Genomic DNA, 16712 nt, shown 5'->3' with positions numbered 1-16712 from the left:
CCTCATGCCCGATAATCCCATGACCGACACGCCGCTCATCAGGCTCACCGATATCCGCAAGACCTATCACAACGGCGATCTTGCCGTTGAGGTGTTGCACGGCATCACGCTCGATATTCAGGCTGGCGAATTCGTTGCGATCATGGGCGCATCCGGCTCCGGCAAGTCGACGCTGATGAACATTCTGGGCTGTCTCGACAGCCCGAGCGGCGGACAATATCTGCTGGATGGCGAGGATGTATCGACACTGGATGCCGACGCGCTGGCAGCATTGCGGCGCAGAACCTTCGGCTTCGTCTTCCAGAGCTATAACCTGATCTCGACATCGACCGCGCAGGAAAACGTCGAAGTGCCGGCGATCTATGCGGGCCTGCCTGCCTCCGAACGCCATGCCCGCGCCGCCGAACTGCTCAACCAGCTGAAGCTCGGCGACCGTCTCGACCATCGCCCAAATCAGCTTTCAGGCGGCCAGCAGCAGCGCGTTTCCATCGCGCGGGCGCTCATGAATGGCGGGCGCATCATCCTTGCCGACGAGCCGACCGGTGCGCTCGACAGTCAGAGCGGCGAAGACGTGATGGAATTGCTGCGCTCCATGCACCAGCAGGGCCACACGGTCATCGTCATCACGCATGCCCGTGAAGTCGCCGAACGCGCCGACCGGCTGATCGAAATCCGCGACGGGCAGATACTTTCCGACACGGTCAAGCGCGCCATTCCCGATACGCAGGCCCCTTTCCGGCTGCAGGAAAGCCTTGAAGGCAGTTCAGCCCGCATTGCCGATGTTTCGGAAGCGGTGAAGATGGCGATGCGCGCCTTGCGGGCCAATATCTTCCGCACGGTCCTCACCCTGCTTGGCATCATCATCGGCGTCAGTTCCGTTGTGACGATGCTTGCCATCGGCACCGGCGCGCAGAATTCCATTCTCGACCGCATCAATGCCATGGGCACCGATCTCATTCTGGTTCGCCCCTCCATGGCCGGTTTCCGTGGAACAGGCTCGATAGCGACACTGGTTCCCGAAGACGCCACCGCCATTCTGGAACTGCCGAACATCAAGACCGCCGTGCCGGAAGTGACCGGAACGGTGACGCTGCGGCGCGGCAATGTCGATTACCAGTCGCAGGCAAACGGCACTGTTTCCGCCTTTTCCGAAGCCAAGTCGTGGAAGGTGGCGACCGGCGATTTCATCAGCCAGAGCGATATGGACAACTATGCGCCCGTCGCAGTGCTGGGCAAGACGGTCGTCAACACCCTGTTCCCGGATGGCAGCAATCCCATCGGCCAGTATATCCTGATCCAGAAGATACCGTTTCAGGTGATCGGCACCCTGGAGCCGAAGGGCGCGGGCTTTGGCGGCGCGGATCAGGACGATGTGGTGATCGTGCCGCTTTCGACCGGCAACCTGCGGCTGTTCGGCCAGAAATATGTGCGCACCATCACTGTGCAGGTGAAGGATTCAGACCTCATCAACACCACGCAGGAACAGATCCAGGACCTGCTCGACCAGCGCCACAAGAAACAGGACACGATGATAACCAACATGTCGTCCATCCGCGAGGACGCGACGGCGATGGGCAACACGATGACGCTGTTTCTGGGGTCGGTCGCGGCAATCTCGCTTCTGGTCGGCGGCATCGGCGTGATGAACATCATGCTGGTGAGCGTGACCGAACGAACCCGCGAGATCGGCGTGCGGATGGCAACGGGTGCAAGAAGGCGCGATATCCTGCTGCAATTCATCACCGAGGCGCTGACCGTCTCGGCCATTGGCGGTGCCTTCGGCGTCGTGGTCGGGCTGGGCGCGGCAGCCGTCGCGGGATGGGCCGGGCTTTCGGTGGGCTACAGCGTGGGGCCTGTCCTGCTGGCCTTCGCCTGCGCTTTCGCCACCGGCCTCATCTTCGGCTTCCTGCCCGCGCGCAAGGCTTCCCGCCTGCTCCCGGCTGTGGCACTGTCGTCCGAATAACCAATATTGGAAGGCAGCACAGCGATGATTCCCGTCAAGCGAACCCTGTTCGCTGCCGCAATAATGGCAGCTGCGAGTGCTGCCCTGACGCAGCCGGGCCGCGCCGAAAGCTGCAACCGAGAGACTTTCGAGAACACGGATTATATCGTCTGCGACGCCGGAGCCGACGGCACCGGACTGCACCTGTTCTGGCAGAATGCGGATGGCGAGCCTTACCGCAATTTTTCAAATCTGGCCGGCACTGCCGCAAGCCAGGGCAAGACATTGGTTTTCGCGCTCAACGCCGGAATGTACCAGCCGGACTTTTCGCCAATGGGCCTCTATATCGAGGATGGCCGCGAACTTCGCCCGGCGAGCAAGGCCGCACCTGCCCGCGGTTCCGGCCCCGTGCCAAACTTCTACAAGAAGCCGAACGGCATCTTCTATCTGGGTGACAAGGGCGCTGGAATACTGCCGACAGACCGTTTCATGAAACAGCGGATGAAGCCGCGTCTGGCAACCCAATCCGGGCCGATGCTGGTCATCGGCAACAAGGTCAATCCGATTTTCATCGTCGGCTCAACCGACAGGACGCGGCGCAGCGGCGTCGGCATTTGCAACGGCGGCGTGATCCGCTTCGCGGTCAGCGAGGATGCGGTCAATTTCCACGATTTTGCAAGATTGTTTCGCGACCATCTTCAATGCTCCAACGCCCTGTTTCTGGATGGCGGCGGTGGCGCAGGCATCTACGTCCCGGCCCTGCAGCGCAACGACATATCCTGGCACGGCGGCTATGGCCCGATGTTCGGGTTTGTGGAGTGATTGCGGGCAATGGAAAAGCCGGTCTGATTTTCAGACCGGCCTTCGGATCGACGCCCTGAAGACTATTCGAACTTCATAGGTAGCAAAACCGCTTTCCGAGGCTCCGCCAAGGCAGGTGGAGGCGCAGGCAGAGGTGAAGCTCGCTTTGCTGCCTCCAGGGCAAGCTGGTCCAATTTTGGATTGCCCGATGATGCCGCCAGCTTCGCGGAAAGGATGTTTCCAGAAGGATCTACGACGATTTGAAGCTGCAAGGTGCCCTTGGCGTCCTTTCCCAATTGTCGCTTCAGGTAACGAGTCCGCCTCAACATGTGCGAGTAAAGTTTCGACTTCCACTTGTCGGAACTCACTCCCTGTACCGCAGCATTCTGTCCGCGCCGGCTTGCAGTCGTTTTTGCCCCGCTGTCAGCATCCATCTGCGGCGCAGCGGCCTGACGGGTTTCCGGTGCTTTCTCAGCCTTCTTGGGTTTGGGCTTTTCAGTCTTGGGCGGCTTTGGCTTCTCCGGCTTTGGCTTCTCGACCTTTTTCGGTTCCGGCTTCGGCTCTGGCTTGGGCTCCGGCTTCACTTCCGGCTTTTCAACGGGCATGGGCACCGCGACTTCCGGCTTTTCCGCCTCGACCACATCCGGAACGACTTCTTCCGGTTCCTGAACGGCCTGCGGTTCCGGTGCGGGTTCGGGCGGGGTCACCTCTTCCGGCTCGGGCGGCGTTGGTTCTTCCTGCACGGGTTCCGGCTGCGGGGCCGGTTCCGCCTGTTCCTGCGGCGCTTCAGCCGTTTCAGGCTGGGCTTCCTCCGCAACCTGTTCTTCCATCGGCGCTTCCGGCTCAGGTGCCAGTTCCACCACCATGGCGGCAACCTGCGTCCCGTCGGGCTGGTCTTCTTCCTGCGCCATGTGGATGGCATAGGCCCCGGCGGCGTGAACGGTCAGAACAAGAATGCCCGCGCCGAGCCAGCGCCCCGCATCATGCCAGAAGGAATGATGGTGAACGTCGGCCGAAGCCACCTTTATCGGGGGATGCTCGGGCGGGAGTGCATTCATTGCGCGGCTCCCTGCGGTGCCTGCGTGGAAGGTGCCGTTCCAGGCGTTGCAGCCGCCGGAGCGGGTCCGGCATTCGCACCAACGGTTTCAAGCCCCACCAGCGCGATCTTCAGGTAACCCGCCTCACGCAGAAGGTTCATCACCCGCATCAATTCGCCATAGCCGACATTCTTGTCGGCGCGCAGGAAGATGCGCGCTTCCTTGTTCTTCTCCGACAACACGTCCAGCGCTCCGCCGAGGCGCTCGCGATCCACGACATCGTTGCCGACGCTTACACTGAGGTCTTCCTTCAGCGTCACGTAAAGCGGCTTGTCGGGACGCGGTGCGGGCGCTGCCGTCGACGCGGGCAGGTCCACCTTAACGTCAACCGTGGCGAGCGGTGCCGCCACCATGAAAATGATGAGCAGAACCAGCATGACGTCGATGAAGGGCGTCACATTGATCTCGTGGTTCAGCTCGAGATCGTCACCGCCGCCTTCGCGAACTTTACCAGCCATGGCGCCTACTCCGCTGCGTGCAGCGTGCCTTCACGCACACCGGCCGTCCTGAAATCGAGGTCGCGGCTGACAAGGCGCTCCACGCCCGCCGAAGCATCGGCGAGCAGCGACCGGTAGCCGGTGATCGAACGGGCGAAAACGTTATAGATGACCACGGCAGGAATAGCCGCGACGAGGCCGATGGCCGTTGCAAGCAGGGCCTCCGCGATACCCGGCGCCACGACCGCGAGGTTCGTGGTCTGCGCCTGGCTGATATTGATGAACGAATTCATGATGCCCCAGACCGTGCCGAACAGACCGACAAACGGCGCAACCGATCCGATGGTCGCAAGAATGCCGGTGCCTTTGGACAGGCGACGTCCGGCCTTGGCTTCGATGCGCGACAGGCGCGAGGATACGCGTTCCTTGAGGCCTTCGCCGCCAGCGCGGGCAAGCGCCGGACCGGAAAGGCGAACTTCGTCTTCCGCAGCACGGACCAGAACCGCACCCGGCCCCTTTGCTCCGTCGAGCGCACGTACCGCTTCGGCAAGCGTTGCCGAATGCCCGATAACCTTCAGTGCCTTATAGGCGCGGCGGCGCGCACCGGCCAGTTCCAGCGTCTTGGCGACCCAGACCGTCCATGTGGCAAGCGAAGCCAGCGCCAGACCGATCATCACCGCTTTCACGACCCAGTCGGCAGCCATGAACATGCCCCATGGCGACAGGTCGTGCGGGAGGATGAGGCCATTTTCGCTTTCGACCGGCGCGGCGGCAGGAGCAGCCGTCTGCGACTGGATCAGTTCAGGCGATGGCGCAGCAGCGGGAGCAGCAGGCGCCGTATTGGCCGGTGCGGGACTGGAAGGCGCTTCGACGGCAGGGGTCGCCGGTGCATTCGTCGGGGAGGATGCATCCTGCGGCGCGTTTTGGGCCAATGCAGAAGCCGCGCCCAGCAAGCCGATGCCCATCGCCGCAGCCATGAAGCCTTTTCGCCAGAAACCAGTCATTTTGTTCGCCTTTTGATTGTTCAAATCCGCGCGCACATGACCAAACCCTCATGCAGGCCGTCGCGCCGCCTGTTGGGCCTCTTCTTAACTCCCAATAATATGATGACGCAAGTCATGTTTTCATTTGAAGGGCATTTTCATCATGCAAAATTGGGGTCGGGGAAGATTTTTCGGCTCGCGCCTTTTTGCCAGTTGCACATTGGCGTCAAATCAGACCTGATAGGATGACCGAAGCGCTTCGGGATTGGTTTTAAAAACAAATTCCGGCGCGAGGGGAGGAAATGCAATTCCGCCTCGACCGGAATTTCGGAGGACATGCCAATGATGCTCAAGGATATCCAGACGCTTGAACATGCGGCACGCACTGCCATGGCTGGAAATGACGATCCCTTGCCGGTGCAGCAACGTTCGCTGAAGCCTGCCCATGTCGGACTGGCCGTCATCATGCTGGCAGGCGCGGCTTATCTGCTGCTGGCGTAGGTAGCAATTACAACCTGAAAGGGCGCTGGCCTCATTTTCGCCATTAAAAAGCCGTGCCTTCACAATTTTGACGCTTCAATAACACAGAATTTGAGCGGAACTGAAACCGTTTCCCCTCGTTTTTTCTCCTGTTGATGGCGAGATTCGCTCTCGCCTTCGGTTTGCCTTAATTACCGACAGGAGTTTTCATGAAACGATTTCTCGCCTCCACGGCTCTTGCCGCGCTGATCGCCCTGCCCGCTTTCGCTCAGGACCGTTCGCCGATTTTCTCCGATGAGAAACAGGAAAAGCCGATCGCCAGCGAGAATGGATATTTCGTTGCATCGCCCGGCCAGCTTCTGGTGTCGGGCTTTATCGGACAGGCGGTCTATAACGGCCCCTCCAATGATGCCGCCAATATCGGCACGGTCAATGACATGATCCTTGGCGCCGATGGCAGCCCGCAGGCGGTGGTGATCGGGGTCGGCGGTTTTCTCGGCGTGGGCGAAAAGAATGTCGCAATCGGCTTCGACCACCTGTCATGGGTGGTTCGCGAAGACGGCAAGCGCTGGCTGATCGTGGATGCCACCAAGGAACAGCTCGAAAAGGCACCCGCCTTCGACCGCAACAAGGCTTTCGCAGCCGATGGCGCGCCGCGCACCGAACCGCCTGCCGCCGAAAAGACGATCACCACGCAGAAGGCGGACAGGGTCATGCCCGAGGGCATGAAGCCGGTGCCGTCGGAAGGACTGAGCGCCGACAAGCTGATCGGGGCGACTGTTTTCGGCGCGGACGAAACCAAGATCGGGACAGTCGGCGATGTGCTGATGTCCGCCGACGGGCAGACGGAGGCATTCGTCGTGGATGTCGGCGGCTTCCTCGGCATCAATTCCAAGCCGGTGGCCGTATCGATCGCCAATCTCGATGTAGCGAGCGGCAAGGACGACAAGCTCAACGTCTTCACGCAGTTCACCAAGGAACAGCTTGAGGCCCAGCCCGCCTATTCGGACGAAGCCTACAAGAAGGACCCGGAAGGCACGATCCTGCACGGCGAAGCCGAATAAGCATCGCACTATGCGCGGAAGCATTGCAGGCGATGCTTCCGCGCCTTCCAGCCGCGCCATTTACCATGCCTTGCAACAACCGCCCGGTCTTGTTGCCGCTGGCGGCTTTGCATGCAACCATTGGGCGGGCAGCACGTTATCCGAACGATCAGACAAAGAATGAACAGGAGAGCCGATATGGCGCGAGCATCCGCGAAAACGAGCAAGATCGAAGAAAAGATCGAGGAAGCGCTGACCGATGCCAGCGCGGAAGACCTTCAGGCACAGGTTGAGCAACTCAAGGAAGACATTGCCGCCATCGCGGCGACACTGGCCAATCTCGGTTCGCAGACGGTCCGCGACGCCAAACGCAGCGCGAAGGAGACCTACAAGAGCGCCTATATCCAGGGCGAGGACGCCATCGATGATCTGCGCAACAAGGCGCAGGATCTCGAAGCCCAGCTGACGGCAACGGTGCGGGAACGCCCGATTGCCTCGCTCGCCACTGCACTCGGCGTCGGCTATCTGCTGGCCCTGCTCTCGCGCCGCTGAGGCGGGTCATGCTGAAAGCTCTCATGCCCCTTTTAACTGCGATGGCAGGCGAGGAACTGAAATTCGTGGCGGGCCAGACGAAACGCGCCGCGATCTTCGGCGCGGCCATCGCGATCTTCGCGATCATCGCAGTCACCTTCCTCTGTGTCGCCGCTTTCCTGGCGCTTGCGCAGAGCTATGGCGGTCCGCTGGCCGCTCTCATTCTCGCGGCTTTGTCGCTGATCGTGGCGCTTCTCATCCTCGCGGTGATGAAGATTCAGGCTGCGTCAGAGGCCAGAAAGCGCAAGGAGAAAATGGAGGCGGACAAGACGGCCATGATGGCAACGGCCGCAATCGCAACCGTTCCCGCCATCCTCAAACGACCGATACTGGCCGCCGCCCTGCCGCTTGCGGGCATTGCGCTCGTCTCGCTGCTTTCCGACAAGAAGAAGCGCCCGCCGCGAAGCTGATCCGCCTGATCGGGACACGCTGTCCAAACCTTGAAAACGCCGGCCTCATGAGGTCGGCGTTCGTCGTTCGGACCCAAGGGCTTCTATTGGCCAGCCGCCTTGTCGGAGCTATCAAGGAGCGAGGACAGACGAACGATCACTCGCGTTCCAACACCATTATCGGTCTTGCAGTAAACCGGCTTTTCGCCGAACTGCATGCAAAGCTGCTCGATGACGAGCGTCCCGAGACCGTTCTTTTCGCCGGTTTTGTGATGGTCCAGTCCGACGCCGTCATCTTCCACGACCAGCACCGGAACGGCATCCTCGCCCGGCTTCAGGCTGATGCGGATATGGCCTTCCGTGCGCCCCTTGAATGCATGCTTGATCGCATTGGTGACGAGTTCGCCCAGAATGATGCCGATCGTCGTCACATCGCGGGCTTTAAGGTCAAGCGGCGCCAGATCGGTAGTGAACTCGATCTTCCGGTCCTGCCCGATGGCGTTGCGGATGTCATCGATGACGGTGCCAAGAAAATCGTCCACGCGGGCCGATTCCATGTCCTCGCCCAGACGCAGGCGGCGATGCGCCGTCGATACGGTCTGGACGCGGTCGCGGGCGGCGGCTAGCGCGGCGCGCGCATCCTCGCTGCGGGTCTGGCGCATCTGGAGGCCAAGCAGCGATGACACGGTTGCCAGCGAATTACCGATACGATGGTTGGTGTCCTGCAGCAGAAGCTCGACCCGCTGGCGTTCGCGCTCGGCGATGCGGCGCTCCTCTTCCAGCTCGGCGGTCCGTTCCTTCACGCGCTGTTCCAGCAACTGCTTTTCGGAACGCAGCGCGGTCTGCCCCTCGAACATCGACCGCGCATAACGCTGCACGCGGCTGAACAGCAAAAGCGCCAGCATGGCGGCGGAAGCCAGCGCCACGATGGAGGTGGCGGTCATCCAGTAGCGCATGCGGTTGATGCGCTTGTTGCGCTCGAGAAGCTGCTGTTCTTCCGCATCGATGAATTGCGTCACCGTACTGGCAAGCTGGTCCATCAGCACCTTGCCCTCGTCGCCGCGCACTTTCTCCACCGCTGCGGCCACATTGCCAGCCTGCGCAAGACCGACCGTCTCGCGCACATCTTCCTGTTCACGTTCGACCAGCGCGCGGATCTGCTTGACCCGCGCATCCTGCAACGGGTTCTGGTCCGTCAGGGCTTCAAGATCGGCGAGCGTCTTGTCGACGCTCAGGATCGTGTTGCGATAGAGATCGAGATAGGTCTCATCGAGCGTCAGAAGATAGCCGCGACGGCTCATCTCTATATTGCTGGCAAGGCGCGCAACCTTGTCGACCTGCTGGCGCAGGGCATAGTTGCGGGAAATATCGATCACCTGGTGGTTTACGCCTGACGACAGAAACAGCGTCATGATCGCCGACAGAAGCACGAGCCCGAGCGAGACGATAACCGCAACCGGCTTCGACGTCGATTGAAGCAGTTTTTTCCACAAGGCTGATGGCAAGACGCAACCCACAAACAACAATCACTGCGCCGACAAGAAATATCAGCAACCGCTAACCTACAAGTGACTGGAGATAAAAAGCAATCGCTGCGAACAAAAACCCGCACAGGTCCGTGTTTTCTGCAACAAAAGCTCTCCCCTGTCCGGCAGACAGGGGCATCAAAGATGCATCATGCGAAGCTTCTCAACGTGGCCCGCGATGAATCCGCATCGGGACCGTAATCGCTTTCGCCCTCGATCTTGAGGATTTCCTGCAGGCGCGTGCGGGCACGGCTGACGCGGCTCTTGATGGTTCCGACGGCGCAACCGCATATTTCGGCAGCTTCCTCATAGGCAAAGCCCGAGGCGCCGATCAGGATGATCGCTTCGCGCTGGTCGTCGGGCAACTGCTCCAGCGCTGCACGGAAATCCTGCAGGTCGAGCGTGCCATATTGGGAAGGATGCACGGCGAGCTGCTCGCTGAACACGCCATCCGTGTCCTGCACCTCGCGGCCGCGCTTACGCATCTGCGTGTAGAACTCATTGCGCAAAATGGTGAACAGCCAGGCCTTCATATTGGTCCCCATCTCGAAGGACTCCTGCTTGGCCCAGGCTTTCATGATCGTATCCTGTACGAGATCATCCGCCTTGTCATGCTGGCCGATCAGCGACACCGCGAAGGCGCGCAGGCTCGGCAGCGACGACAGGAGTTCTCGCTTGAACTGTGCATTACTCTCAACCGACGGACCGGGTGCTGTGTTCACGCATACTCTCCTGTTCAGCCTGATCGAGTTTTTCGAGAAGATCGAGGAAGCGATCCGGGATCGTCTCATCCTGTATCGAGGTGTACAGTGCCTTTAGTTTCAATCCGACTTCACAATTTGGTCCTAATATATCCTTCTGAACACGGCGGGTCGACCGAACCCCGGCTCCGTTCATAAGAAGGTTTTCTTTTTCTGCCATATCTTGATCATTCCGGGCTGATTGCCCTACCCTATTAATCTAAGCCCCTGCTTGTCCGGGAAATGCGCGGGTTTCTAAAAAGTTCCCGATTATATTTCCAACTTGCGGAACTTTTTTCAAAACGCCCCGTTTAGGGTAACATAATGCTGCGCTCAAAGCATAGGCGGGAGAGGGTCAAACCTGCTCGCCAATGTGCATTCAATGAACGAAAGCGGCAGTTGAGGAGTTCCATTACCATGACGTTATCGACGCGTATCGCGCCGCACCTTCCCTATCTTCGTCGTTTTTCCCGCGCTCTTACCGGCTCGCAGGCTTCCGGCGATGCCTATGTGGCGGCGGCGCTTGAAGCATTGATCGCCGATGTGAGCATATTCCCGGAGGGATCCTCCGACCGGATCGGTCTCTATCGCCTTTTCTGCAACCTCTACAAGACAGCCTCCGTCCGCGTGCCGGAACCGGCGTCGGAATTTGCATGGGAACAGCAGGCGGCAAGAAATCTTGCCCATATCGCCCCGCTGCCGCGTCAGGCCTTCCTGCTTGTGGCAGTAGAGGGTTTTTCCGACAAGGAAGCCGCCGAAATTCTCGAACTGGACGACGCCGAACTGAGCCGCGTCCTGTCGGTCGCTTCGACCGAAATTTCGCGCCAGGTGGCGACGCGCATCATGATCATCGAGGATGAGCCGCTGATCGCGATGGATATCGAGCAGATGGTGGAAAGCCTCGGCCATGAGGTCGTGGGCATCGCGCGCACCAGGGACGAGGCGCTGGCGCTCTACAGGCAGGAGAAGCCGCGCATGGTGCTGGCCGATATCCAGCTCGCCGATGGCAGCTCGGGCATCGATGCGGTGAATGAAATCCTGCAGAACGATGCGATACCCGTCATCTTCATCACCGCATTCCCGGAACGCCTGTTGACGGGCGAACGCCCGGAACCGACCTTCCTCGTCACCAAGCCGTTCAATCCGGATATGGTGAAAGCACTGATCAGCCAGGCGCTCTTTTTCGAGGAAGCCTCGCAGGTCGCAGCCTAGCGGCAGGGAGCGAAGCGATTGCCTTGATACGAAGTCCCGGAAGGCATGCCTTTCGGGACTTCGGCCCGTTAGCACTTCGCCCATCTGTCAATCACCCCGCCTTACGCCCCGTCATGAGTATTTAGAGTTGTGAGCGCGCTAATTTTCCCCGGACCACGGAACAAATACCGCTTGGATGGCGTTTCTTCTTCACCCAATAAAGAGGAGACCGAAAATGCTTTACTATGCGCTTGTATTTCTCGTGGTGGCACTCGTAGCAGGTGCGCTTGGCTTCGGCGGCATCGCTGGTGCGTCGGCTGGTATAGCGCAGATTCTGTTCTTTGTGTTCCTTGCCTTGCTCGTCATTTCGCTCATCGCGTCGGCGATCCGCAAGGCCTAGACCGCACAAAACCGAAGGCTGTTTTTGACCTCCTGAAAGCCCAGCCTATATTAGACTCAAGTGAAGGTGACCGCCGCATAAGCCATGCGGCGGTTTACCGATTTAAGGATTTGGGCCGGTCCAAGGACCGGAAGATGAAGGCTCGACCGCGACCCGCCAACCGGTCGAAGAAAACGGACGCCATGGCACGCAGATTTCCGATCAGTCTTTCCGGAGTTTTTGACGTGTCGCCAATGGGCGGTCCGACTATTTGTTTCGTTGCATCCTCCACCGCAAAACCGCTTGGCACTTTTGCTGGAAATGCGCTGAGTGGGCTGCGGGTTGAATGAGGCAGACATGACAGCTGGCACAAAATTCAACCTGCAGGATACCGAGCCGGACGCAGCGCGTCTGAGGGCGCTGTTGCGGGCAGTGCGCAACAGCAATGTCTGCGTGCTCTATCAAGGCCCCGACCTCGCCTATTCATGGGGCGAGAACATTCCGCTCTACTGGCAGGAAAAGTGGAAAGTGGGCGGCAACGACTGCGACTTCATCTTCTCCGCAGCCCTGCACAAGCTCGTCGGCGCCAAGCAGGCGGCGCTTGATACGGGCGAAGCGCAGAATGTCGAGATCGCCATCAATGACGGCGACAAGCTGCGCTGGATAGAGTTTCATGTCGATTGTGACCGCGACGACGAGGGCAATATTCAGGGCCTCGTCACCACGGCGATCGAGATCAGCGAGCTGAAGCGGCGCGAGCAGGTACTGAAGACGCTGCTGCGCGAAGTAAGTCACCGCTCCAAGAACCTTCTGGCCATCGTGCAGAGCATCGCCAGCCAGACGGCGCGCTTTACAGACACAATCGATGATTTCCTGCTGAAGTTTCGCGGGCGCATCCAGTCGCTGTCCTATTCGCAGGATCTGGTGACGGATTCGAACTGGCGCGGCGCATTGTTTCGCGATCTCGTGCATTCGCAGGTCGAGAAATATATCGACGTCAGCGACGAGCGCCTGAGCATCGAAGGGGATAACCCCTATCTTTTCCCGGGCGCGGCCCTGCATGTCGGCCTGGCGCTGCACGAACTGGTGGTCAATGCGACCTCGTTCGGCGGACTTTCCATCCCCTATGGCCGGGTGAAGATTTCGGCGAAGGTCCTTCATCTGACGGGCGGCATTGACCGGCTGGAATTCCTCTGGGAAGAAACCAATCCGGCGATGCCCGAGGTTTTCGAGCATGACCCGCGCTTCGGCAGCGCCGTGTTGCAGCGCATCGTTCCCGCCTCCGTCAATGGTCACGCCGATTATCGCATAGACGGTACCGGGGCGGTCTATTCGCTCACCATCCCCACGGAGCAGTTCGACGCCTGAGGCGCAAACCGTGGCCGGGCATTCTGGGACATTTGGGAGATCAAAAAAAAGCCGCCATGGTCCGGCCTTGAGCCTGAACCACGGCGACTTGCTCTGAATTTGCGGAACGCCAGCTGCTTAACGTTTGACGGTCAGCGCGGCATTCTCGCCGCTCGCCTCGTGCGGGGAGGTTGAGGCGAACTGTGAAGACCGCGTTGTGGGGGCGGGGTCACGGCCTTCATGGGCGCTAAACGCGGCAAACGAAATTTGGTTCCGTCAGTTTCCGATTTTTTTGCAATAAAGTTCGAGCCGGTGATGGACGATCTCGTAACCGAGCGACCGGGCGATTTCTTCCTGCAGCTTTTCGATCTTGTCGGAGCGGAATTCGACCACTTCGCCGGAATCCATGTCGATGATATGGTCGTGATGCGCGCCGCTTGCCTGCTCGAAACGCGAGGGCCCGCCCGCAAAGGCGTGCCGGTGAATCGCGCCGCGCTCTTCCAGAAGCTTCATCGTTCGATAGACGGTCGACAGCGAAATGCTGCTGTCGATCTCGACCGCCCGGCGGAAAATCTCCAGCGCGTCGGGGTGATCTTCCGTCTCGGTCAATATGTTCAGGATGATCCGGCGCGGCCGCGTGATGCGGACGCCTGCCTGGCGCAGTTCCTGTTCATAATCGGGTTTCTTGTACGATTCACTCATGCGGCAATTATGCACTGTCCCGGCTCCAGTTGCAAATTTTTGCAACTGGCAGCACAGCGATCTCCCCAGCCCTTGTTGGGATTGCGCATGGGAGCGCGTTTCGATCTGGTTGAATCAGATCGGCGCTCCAATCTCGTCTGTTTGAAGCATGATCTTGTCGACCCTTGGTTCACTCCGTCCGGATCATGCCCCAGTGACCGGGCTCCACCTGCGAGCCGGACACCTTGTCATTCAAATGGTATTGTCCCCTGCCGACCCGCACGAAAAGCGCATCGCCTTCCGGTTGATTGGCGGTACAGTTTTCGGCGAGGAAGGAGAAGTATCTGGAGTAAGGCCAGCCGGGAGCGACGCGACGCACGTCTCTCGGCGTGAAAGGTTCGGCAAGAATGCCCTTCACCCTGACCGCATTATGGATTTGAGGATAAATAGTCGATCCAATTTTCCACATGTCCCGATACTATCACTACCATGCGTAGCATTCATATCCCGTGAACACGGGATGCGCGTTGGAATATGTTACTTGGAGCGCCTATGGATTCAGCCGGATCAGCCCTTCGATCTACGCTTACCCCTCTTCCGCTCCCTGTCTGGCCGATATCCACGCTATCGCAAACGCGAAACGATCCGGCGGAAAGAAAATACTGAAGCACTCTAAATAATAGAAAGACGGAGCCGGAGTAGACTGACATCGTCTGCGATTCTCTTGACAAAGCCGCTGCAGAGCAGCATCAAAAGAAAGATATTAATATCTCAACGATACTACACAACATATCGCCCTTTCTTTCAAACTATCTAAATTAGTATTGTTCAATGCCGAAGGTCAGCGTTGTAATTCCAGCCTTTAATGCGGCAAGCTCCATCGGCAGAGCCCTCAACTCGCTGATGCGTCAATCGCGAGACGATTTTGAAATCATAGTGGTGGACGATAGAAGCACCGACGAGACGATGGAGATCGTCAGTCAACACATTCTCGCGCTTCAAGGTAAATTGCGGGTCTACTCGCAGCCCGACAATTACGGGCCCGCCGCGGCTCGCAACATGGGTTGGTCCTTGGCCCGCGCGGATTATGTGGCCTTTCTCGATGCCGATGACGCCTGGCATGAAGACAAGCTGAAGTGGCAACTTGCCATCATGGAAGACGGCGCCGATATTTCCGGCCATCGAACACCCCTGATCCACTCCGAAAGCCGGCTCAGCGAGACATTGCCCCGAGCAGTGACGGCGAGAAATCTCCGCCGCTTGGACGTGCTCCTCAAAAATCCGTTCAACACCTCTTCGGTTATTGTCCGTCGCGATCTGCCTCTTCGCTTCTCCGAACAGTTGCGATGCACCGAGGATTATCTGCTTTGGTGCGAGATCGTCATGGGTGGGTATCGGAGTGTGGCGCTCGATCCACCCGTGGCGTTTGTATTCAAGCCGTTCTATGGACATTCTGGCTTGTCGGCGGATTTGCGCGCCATGCAACAGGGGGAACTAACCGTCTATGACCGATTATATGAGGCGCGGCAGCTGTCACGCGCAGCATGTCTCGGATTGAAAGCCTGGTCCTGCATCCGATATTGGCGGCGATGCCTGATTAGCCGACTCAGGTTACATCAGTCCCATGACCGATAAGTCGCTTCGGGTATATTTCCTCTATGTCGGTTTTGTCTGCCTGATATTTGTTGTTGCGTGGCACCGGCCTCTGATGTCGCCTGATAGCTGGGCGCTGTATGATCTCAGCCGCTGGCTTTGGCACGGTGAAACAGTGACCGGCATTCGCCAGTACCGTGTAGGCACCGGTCTGCCGATCAGCCATCCATTCTTCTTCCCGTTTCTGAGCGGTGGCCTTGACCAACTGTTCGGTACAGGTTTTCGCTCCGGCCTTGTCGTGAATATTGCAGCAATCCTGCTTTTGCCGTGGCTCATCTATCTGGCCATAAAGCCGATTGCAGAAAGCAGGAAGGGCGCGGTTTTCATTTCATGGGGTGCGACTGTCGGCCTCTGCCTTAACTGGTTTTTCCTCGAGGAAGTCGTCGCCGGACGCACAATACCCGTTGCTGCCTGCCTTGTGGCGCTGGCACTGCGCTTTTTCTTCCTTGGCGCCCAACAACGCAATCTGGTCTTTGCGATCCAGCTGGGATTGGTCCTCGGCGTTCTTGCGCTCACCCGGTTCGATACGCTGTCATTTGGCCTTATACTGGCTGTCGGCACATGGCTGGTCTGGGCGCCCGGGAGAAAGCGCTGGATGGCGCTGCTTATCACCACTGTCCTGTTTCTCGTCGGATATGCACCTTATCTGGTCTATTCCATTCAGTGTTGCGGCACCGTTCTCGCAACAGAAACCCGAGGCATTGCGATAACAGCACCGCCAACAAGCCCCACGACTTACTGGCCTGTCCCTCCGCCAACCCTTCTGGATGCGCCGACAATCTGGATGGAGCGGCTGGTCCGGTCCATGCTTGATTCCGGCCGGGCCTTGTTGCTGGCCGTCCTCATTTCCCCTCTCCCGGCACTGCTCGCTTTCACCCCGATTTTTTCAGGCCCGTCGACGAAACACCCGCCGCAGTCGGCCACTGTTGCGATTATTCCGATCCTCGCGCTGGCGTCGATCGCTTTCGGCCCGATCCTCCTTGCTTTTCCTCAAGGCCGATATTTCGTGCTGCCCGTCGTGTTTATCTGCTCAATCGTGGCTGCAAATTGGGGCGGCTCGCTTTTTGACCACGCGCCATACCCCCGTCGGCTGAAATTTGCAGCCATATGCGCTGGCTTCATTGGAATTGCCGCGTGCGGCTATGGCTGGAGTCGCAGCACACCGCTCCTTCCCCAATCCCTGATCGACGCGGCAGCCGAATGTGCCACGGGCGGTCGATTATTGGTGAAGGGGCAGCGCGGTCCGGAAATTGCGGCCCGAAGCAGAGCACCAACATTGCTTGAGCCGGACAATTGGAGTTTTCTGGTTGCAGCCGAAAAGGATCAGTTCCTGCATGACTACCGCGCAAGCGCCATTTTTGATCCGGAAAGTGGCATTTGCGAGCGCTTGCCTAATGCGGAGCCCGCCTTCAGAAACTGATAGCAGTTCTGG

Annotated in this window: 19 protein-coding genes; 11 read left to right on the top strand and 8 right to left on the bottom strand. The window is 59.1% G+C overall.

Translation table 11 applies throughout. From position 1 onward, the window contains the following. Window positions 1–19: 19 nt before the first annotated feature. Together ACOWVS_RS15425 and ACOWVS_RS15420 are read left to right on the top strand one after the other, a co-directional pair. The gene (locus ACOWVS_RS15425) at window positions 20–1963 is read left to right on the top strand and encodes a MacB family efflux pump subunit (protein ID WP_031347270.1); all 1944 of its coding nucleotides are present in this window, start codon (window positions 20–22) and stop codon (window positions 1961–1963) included. 24 nt (window positions 1964–1987) lie between these two features. Beyond that, on the top strand, window positions 1988–2764 hold the full coding sequence (locus tag ACOWVS_RS15420; protein ID WP_075042021.1) for a phosphodiester glycosidase family protein: 777 nt from the start codon (window positions 1988–1990) through the stop codon (window positions 2762–2764). 62 nt (window positions 2765–2826) lie between these two features. Here ACOWVS_RS15420 and ACOWVS_RS15415 read toward each other — a convergent pair whose 3' ends face one another. The 3 genes from ACOWVS_RS15415 to exbB are packed head-to-tail and all read right to left on the bottom strand — an operon-like array spanning window position 2827 to window position 5317. Continuing rightward, window positions 2827–3801, bottom strand: coding sequence for an energy transducer TonB (locus ACOWVS_RS15415; RefSeq protein WP_075042022.1), 975 nt, complete (start codon window positions 3799–3801; stop codon window positions 2827–2829). Then, window positions 3798–4298, bottom strand: a complete 501-nt coding sequence (gene exbD / locus ACOWVS_RS15410; protein WP_075042023.1) for a TonB system transport protein ExbD — start codon at window positions 4296–4298, stop codon at window positions 3798–3800. The genes ACOWVS_RS15415 and exbD overlap by 4 nt, the downstream gene beginning before the upstream one ends. A 5-nt stretch (window positions 4299–4303) precedes the next feature. Next, window positions 4304–5317 (bottom strand): tonB-system energizer ExbB, encoded by a 1014-nt coding sequence (gene exbB / locus ACOWVS_RS15405; RefSeq protein ID WP_063620363.1) that lies wholly within the window; start codon window positions 5315–5317, stop codon window positions 4304–4306. A 285-nt stretch (window positions 5318–5602) separates the two neighbouring features. On the opposite strand from exbB, the gene ACOWVS_RS15400 reads away from it, so the two are divergent. From ACOWVS_RS15400 to ACOWVS_RS15385, 4 genes are all read left to right on the top strand, one after another. Continuing rightward, a complete protein-coding gene (locus ACOWVS_RS15400) occupies window positions 5603–5761 on the top strand; it encodes a hypothetical protein (RefSeq protein WP_021587971.1) in 159 nt (52 codons plus the stop codon). 188 nt (window positions 5762–5949) lie between these two features. Continuing rightward, a complete protein-coding gene (locus tag ACOWVS_RS15395) occupies window positions 5950–6804 on the top strand; it encodes a PRC-barrel domain-containing protein (RefSeq protein ID WP_075042024.1) in 855 nt (284 codons plus the stop codon). A gap of 177 nt (window positions 6805–6981) precedes the next feature. Next, window positions 6982–7335, top strand: coding sequence for a DUF883 family protein (locus ACOWVS_RS15390; RefSeq protein WP_006473237.1), 354 nt, complete (start codon window positions 6982–6984; stop codon window positions 7333–7335). Window positions 7336–7343: 8 nt separating this feature from the next. Beyond that, window positions 7344–7784 (top strand): phage holin family protein, encoded by a 441-nt coding sequence (locus tag ACOWVS_RS15385; RefSeq protein ID WP_006467671.1) that lies wholly within the window; start codon window positions 7344–7346, stop codon window positions 7782–7784. 83 nt (window positions 7785–7867) lie between these two features. On the opposite strand, the gene ACOWVS_RS15380 is transcribed toward ACOWVS_RS15385, so the two are convergent. From ACOWVS_RS15380 to ACOWVS_RS15370, 3 genes are all read right to left on the bottom strand, one after another. Beyond that, window positions 7868–9268 carry a sensor histidine kinase gene (locus ACOWVS_RS15380; protein ID WP_075042065.1) on the bottom strand — a complete coding sequence of 467 codons (1401 nt, stop codon included), beginning with the start codon at window positions 9266–9268 and terminating at the stop codon, window positions 7868–7870. 170 nt (window positions 9269–9438) lie between these two features. After that, entirely contained in the window at window positions 9439–10011 is a 573-nt protein-coding gene (locus ACOWVS_RS15375; RefSeq protein ID WP_006467673.1) for an RNA polymerase sigma factor, read from the bottom strand. Continuing rightward, the gene (locus ACOWVS_RS15370) at window positions 9983–10210 is read right to left on the bottom strand and encodes a NepR family anti-sigma factor (protein WP_006467674.1); all 228 of its coding nucleotides are present in this window, start codon (window positions 10208–10210) and stop codon (window positions 9983–9985) included. Before ACOWVS_RS15370 ends, ACOWVS_RS15375 begins: the two co-directional genes overlap by 29 nt. A gap of 236 nt (window positions 10211–10446) precedes the next feature. On the opposite strand from ACOWVS_RS15370, the gene ACOWVS_RS15365 reads away from it, so the two are divergent. The 3 genes from ACOWVS_RS15365 to ACOWVS_RS15355 all read left to right on the top strand — a co-directional run bounded on the left by ACOWVS_RS15365 (window position 10447) and on the right by ACOWVS_RS15355 (window position 12967). Continuing rightward, the gene (locus tag ACOWVS_RS15365) at window positions 10447–11241 is read left to right on the top strand and encodes a response regulator (protein WP_022569738.1); all 795 of its coding nucleotides are present in this window, start codon (window positions 10447–10449) and stop codon (window positions 11239–11241) included. Window positions 11242–11455: 214 nt separating this feature from the next. After that, window positions 11456–11620, top strand: coding sequence for a DUF1328 domain-containing protein (locus ACOWVS_RS15360; RefSeq protein ID WP_006473348.1), 165 nt, complete (start codon window positions 11456–11458; stop codon window positions 11618–11620). A gap of 336 nt (window positions 11621–11956) precedes the next feature. Then, the gene (locus tag ACOWVS_RS15355) at window positions 11957–12967 is read left to right on the top strand and encodes a sensor histidine kinase (RefSeq protein WP_063881660.1); all 1011 of its coding nucleotides are present in this window, start codon (window positions 11957–11959) and stop codon (window positions 12965–12967) included. Window positions 12968–13222: 255 nt separating this feature from the next. Here ACOWVS_RS15355 and ACOWVS_RS15350 read toward each other — a convergent pair whose 3' ends face one another. Both ACOWVS_RS15350 and ACOWVS_RS15345 read right to left on the bottom strand, forming a co-directional pair. Beyond that, a complete protein-coding gene (locus ACOWVS_RS15350; RefSeq protein ID WP_006473346.1) occupies window positions 13223–13648 on the bottom strand; it encodes a Fur family transcriptional regulator in 426 nt (141 codons plus the stop codon). Window positions 13649–13817: 169 nt separating this feature from the next. Then, window positions 13818–14096 carry a hypothetical protein gene (locus ACOWVS_RS15345; RefSeq protein WP_063620367.1) on the bottom strand — a complete coding sequence of 93 codons (279 nt, stop codon included), beginning with the start codon at window positions 14094–14096 and terminating at the stop codon, window positions 13818–13820. Between the two features lie 362 nt (window positions 14097–14458). On the opposite strand from ACOWVS_RS15345, the gene ACOWVS_RS15340 reads away from it, so the two are divergent. Both ACOWVS_RS15340 and ACOWVS_RS15335 read left to right on the top strand, forming a co-directional pair. Next, on the top strand, window positions 14459–15262 hold the full coding sequence (locus ACOWVS_RS15340) for a glycosyltransferase family 2 protein (RefSeq protein ID WP_075042025.1): 804 nt from the start codon (window positions 14459–14461) through the stop codon (window positions 15260–15262). Continuing rightward, complete coding sequence (locus ACOWVS_RS15335; protein ID WP_063620369.1) at window positions 15252–16700, top strand: glycosyltransferase family 39 protein; 1449 nt, start codon at window positions 15252–15254, stop codon at window positions 16698–16700. The genes ACOWVS_RS15340 and ACOWVS_RS15335 overlap by 11 nt, the downstream gene beginning before the upstream one ends. The last annotated feature ends 12 nt before the right edge of the window (window positions 16701–16712 follow it).

The organism is Brucella sp. IR068, assembly GCF_049065885.1.
GTDB lineage: Bacteria > Pseudomonadota > Alphaproteobacteria > Rhizobiales > Rhizobiaceae > Brucella > Brucella intermedia.
Note: the sequence above shows the minus strand (reverse complement) of the source record. Positions and strands in the feature narration are given on the sequence as shown.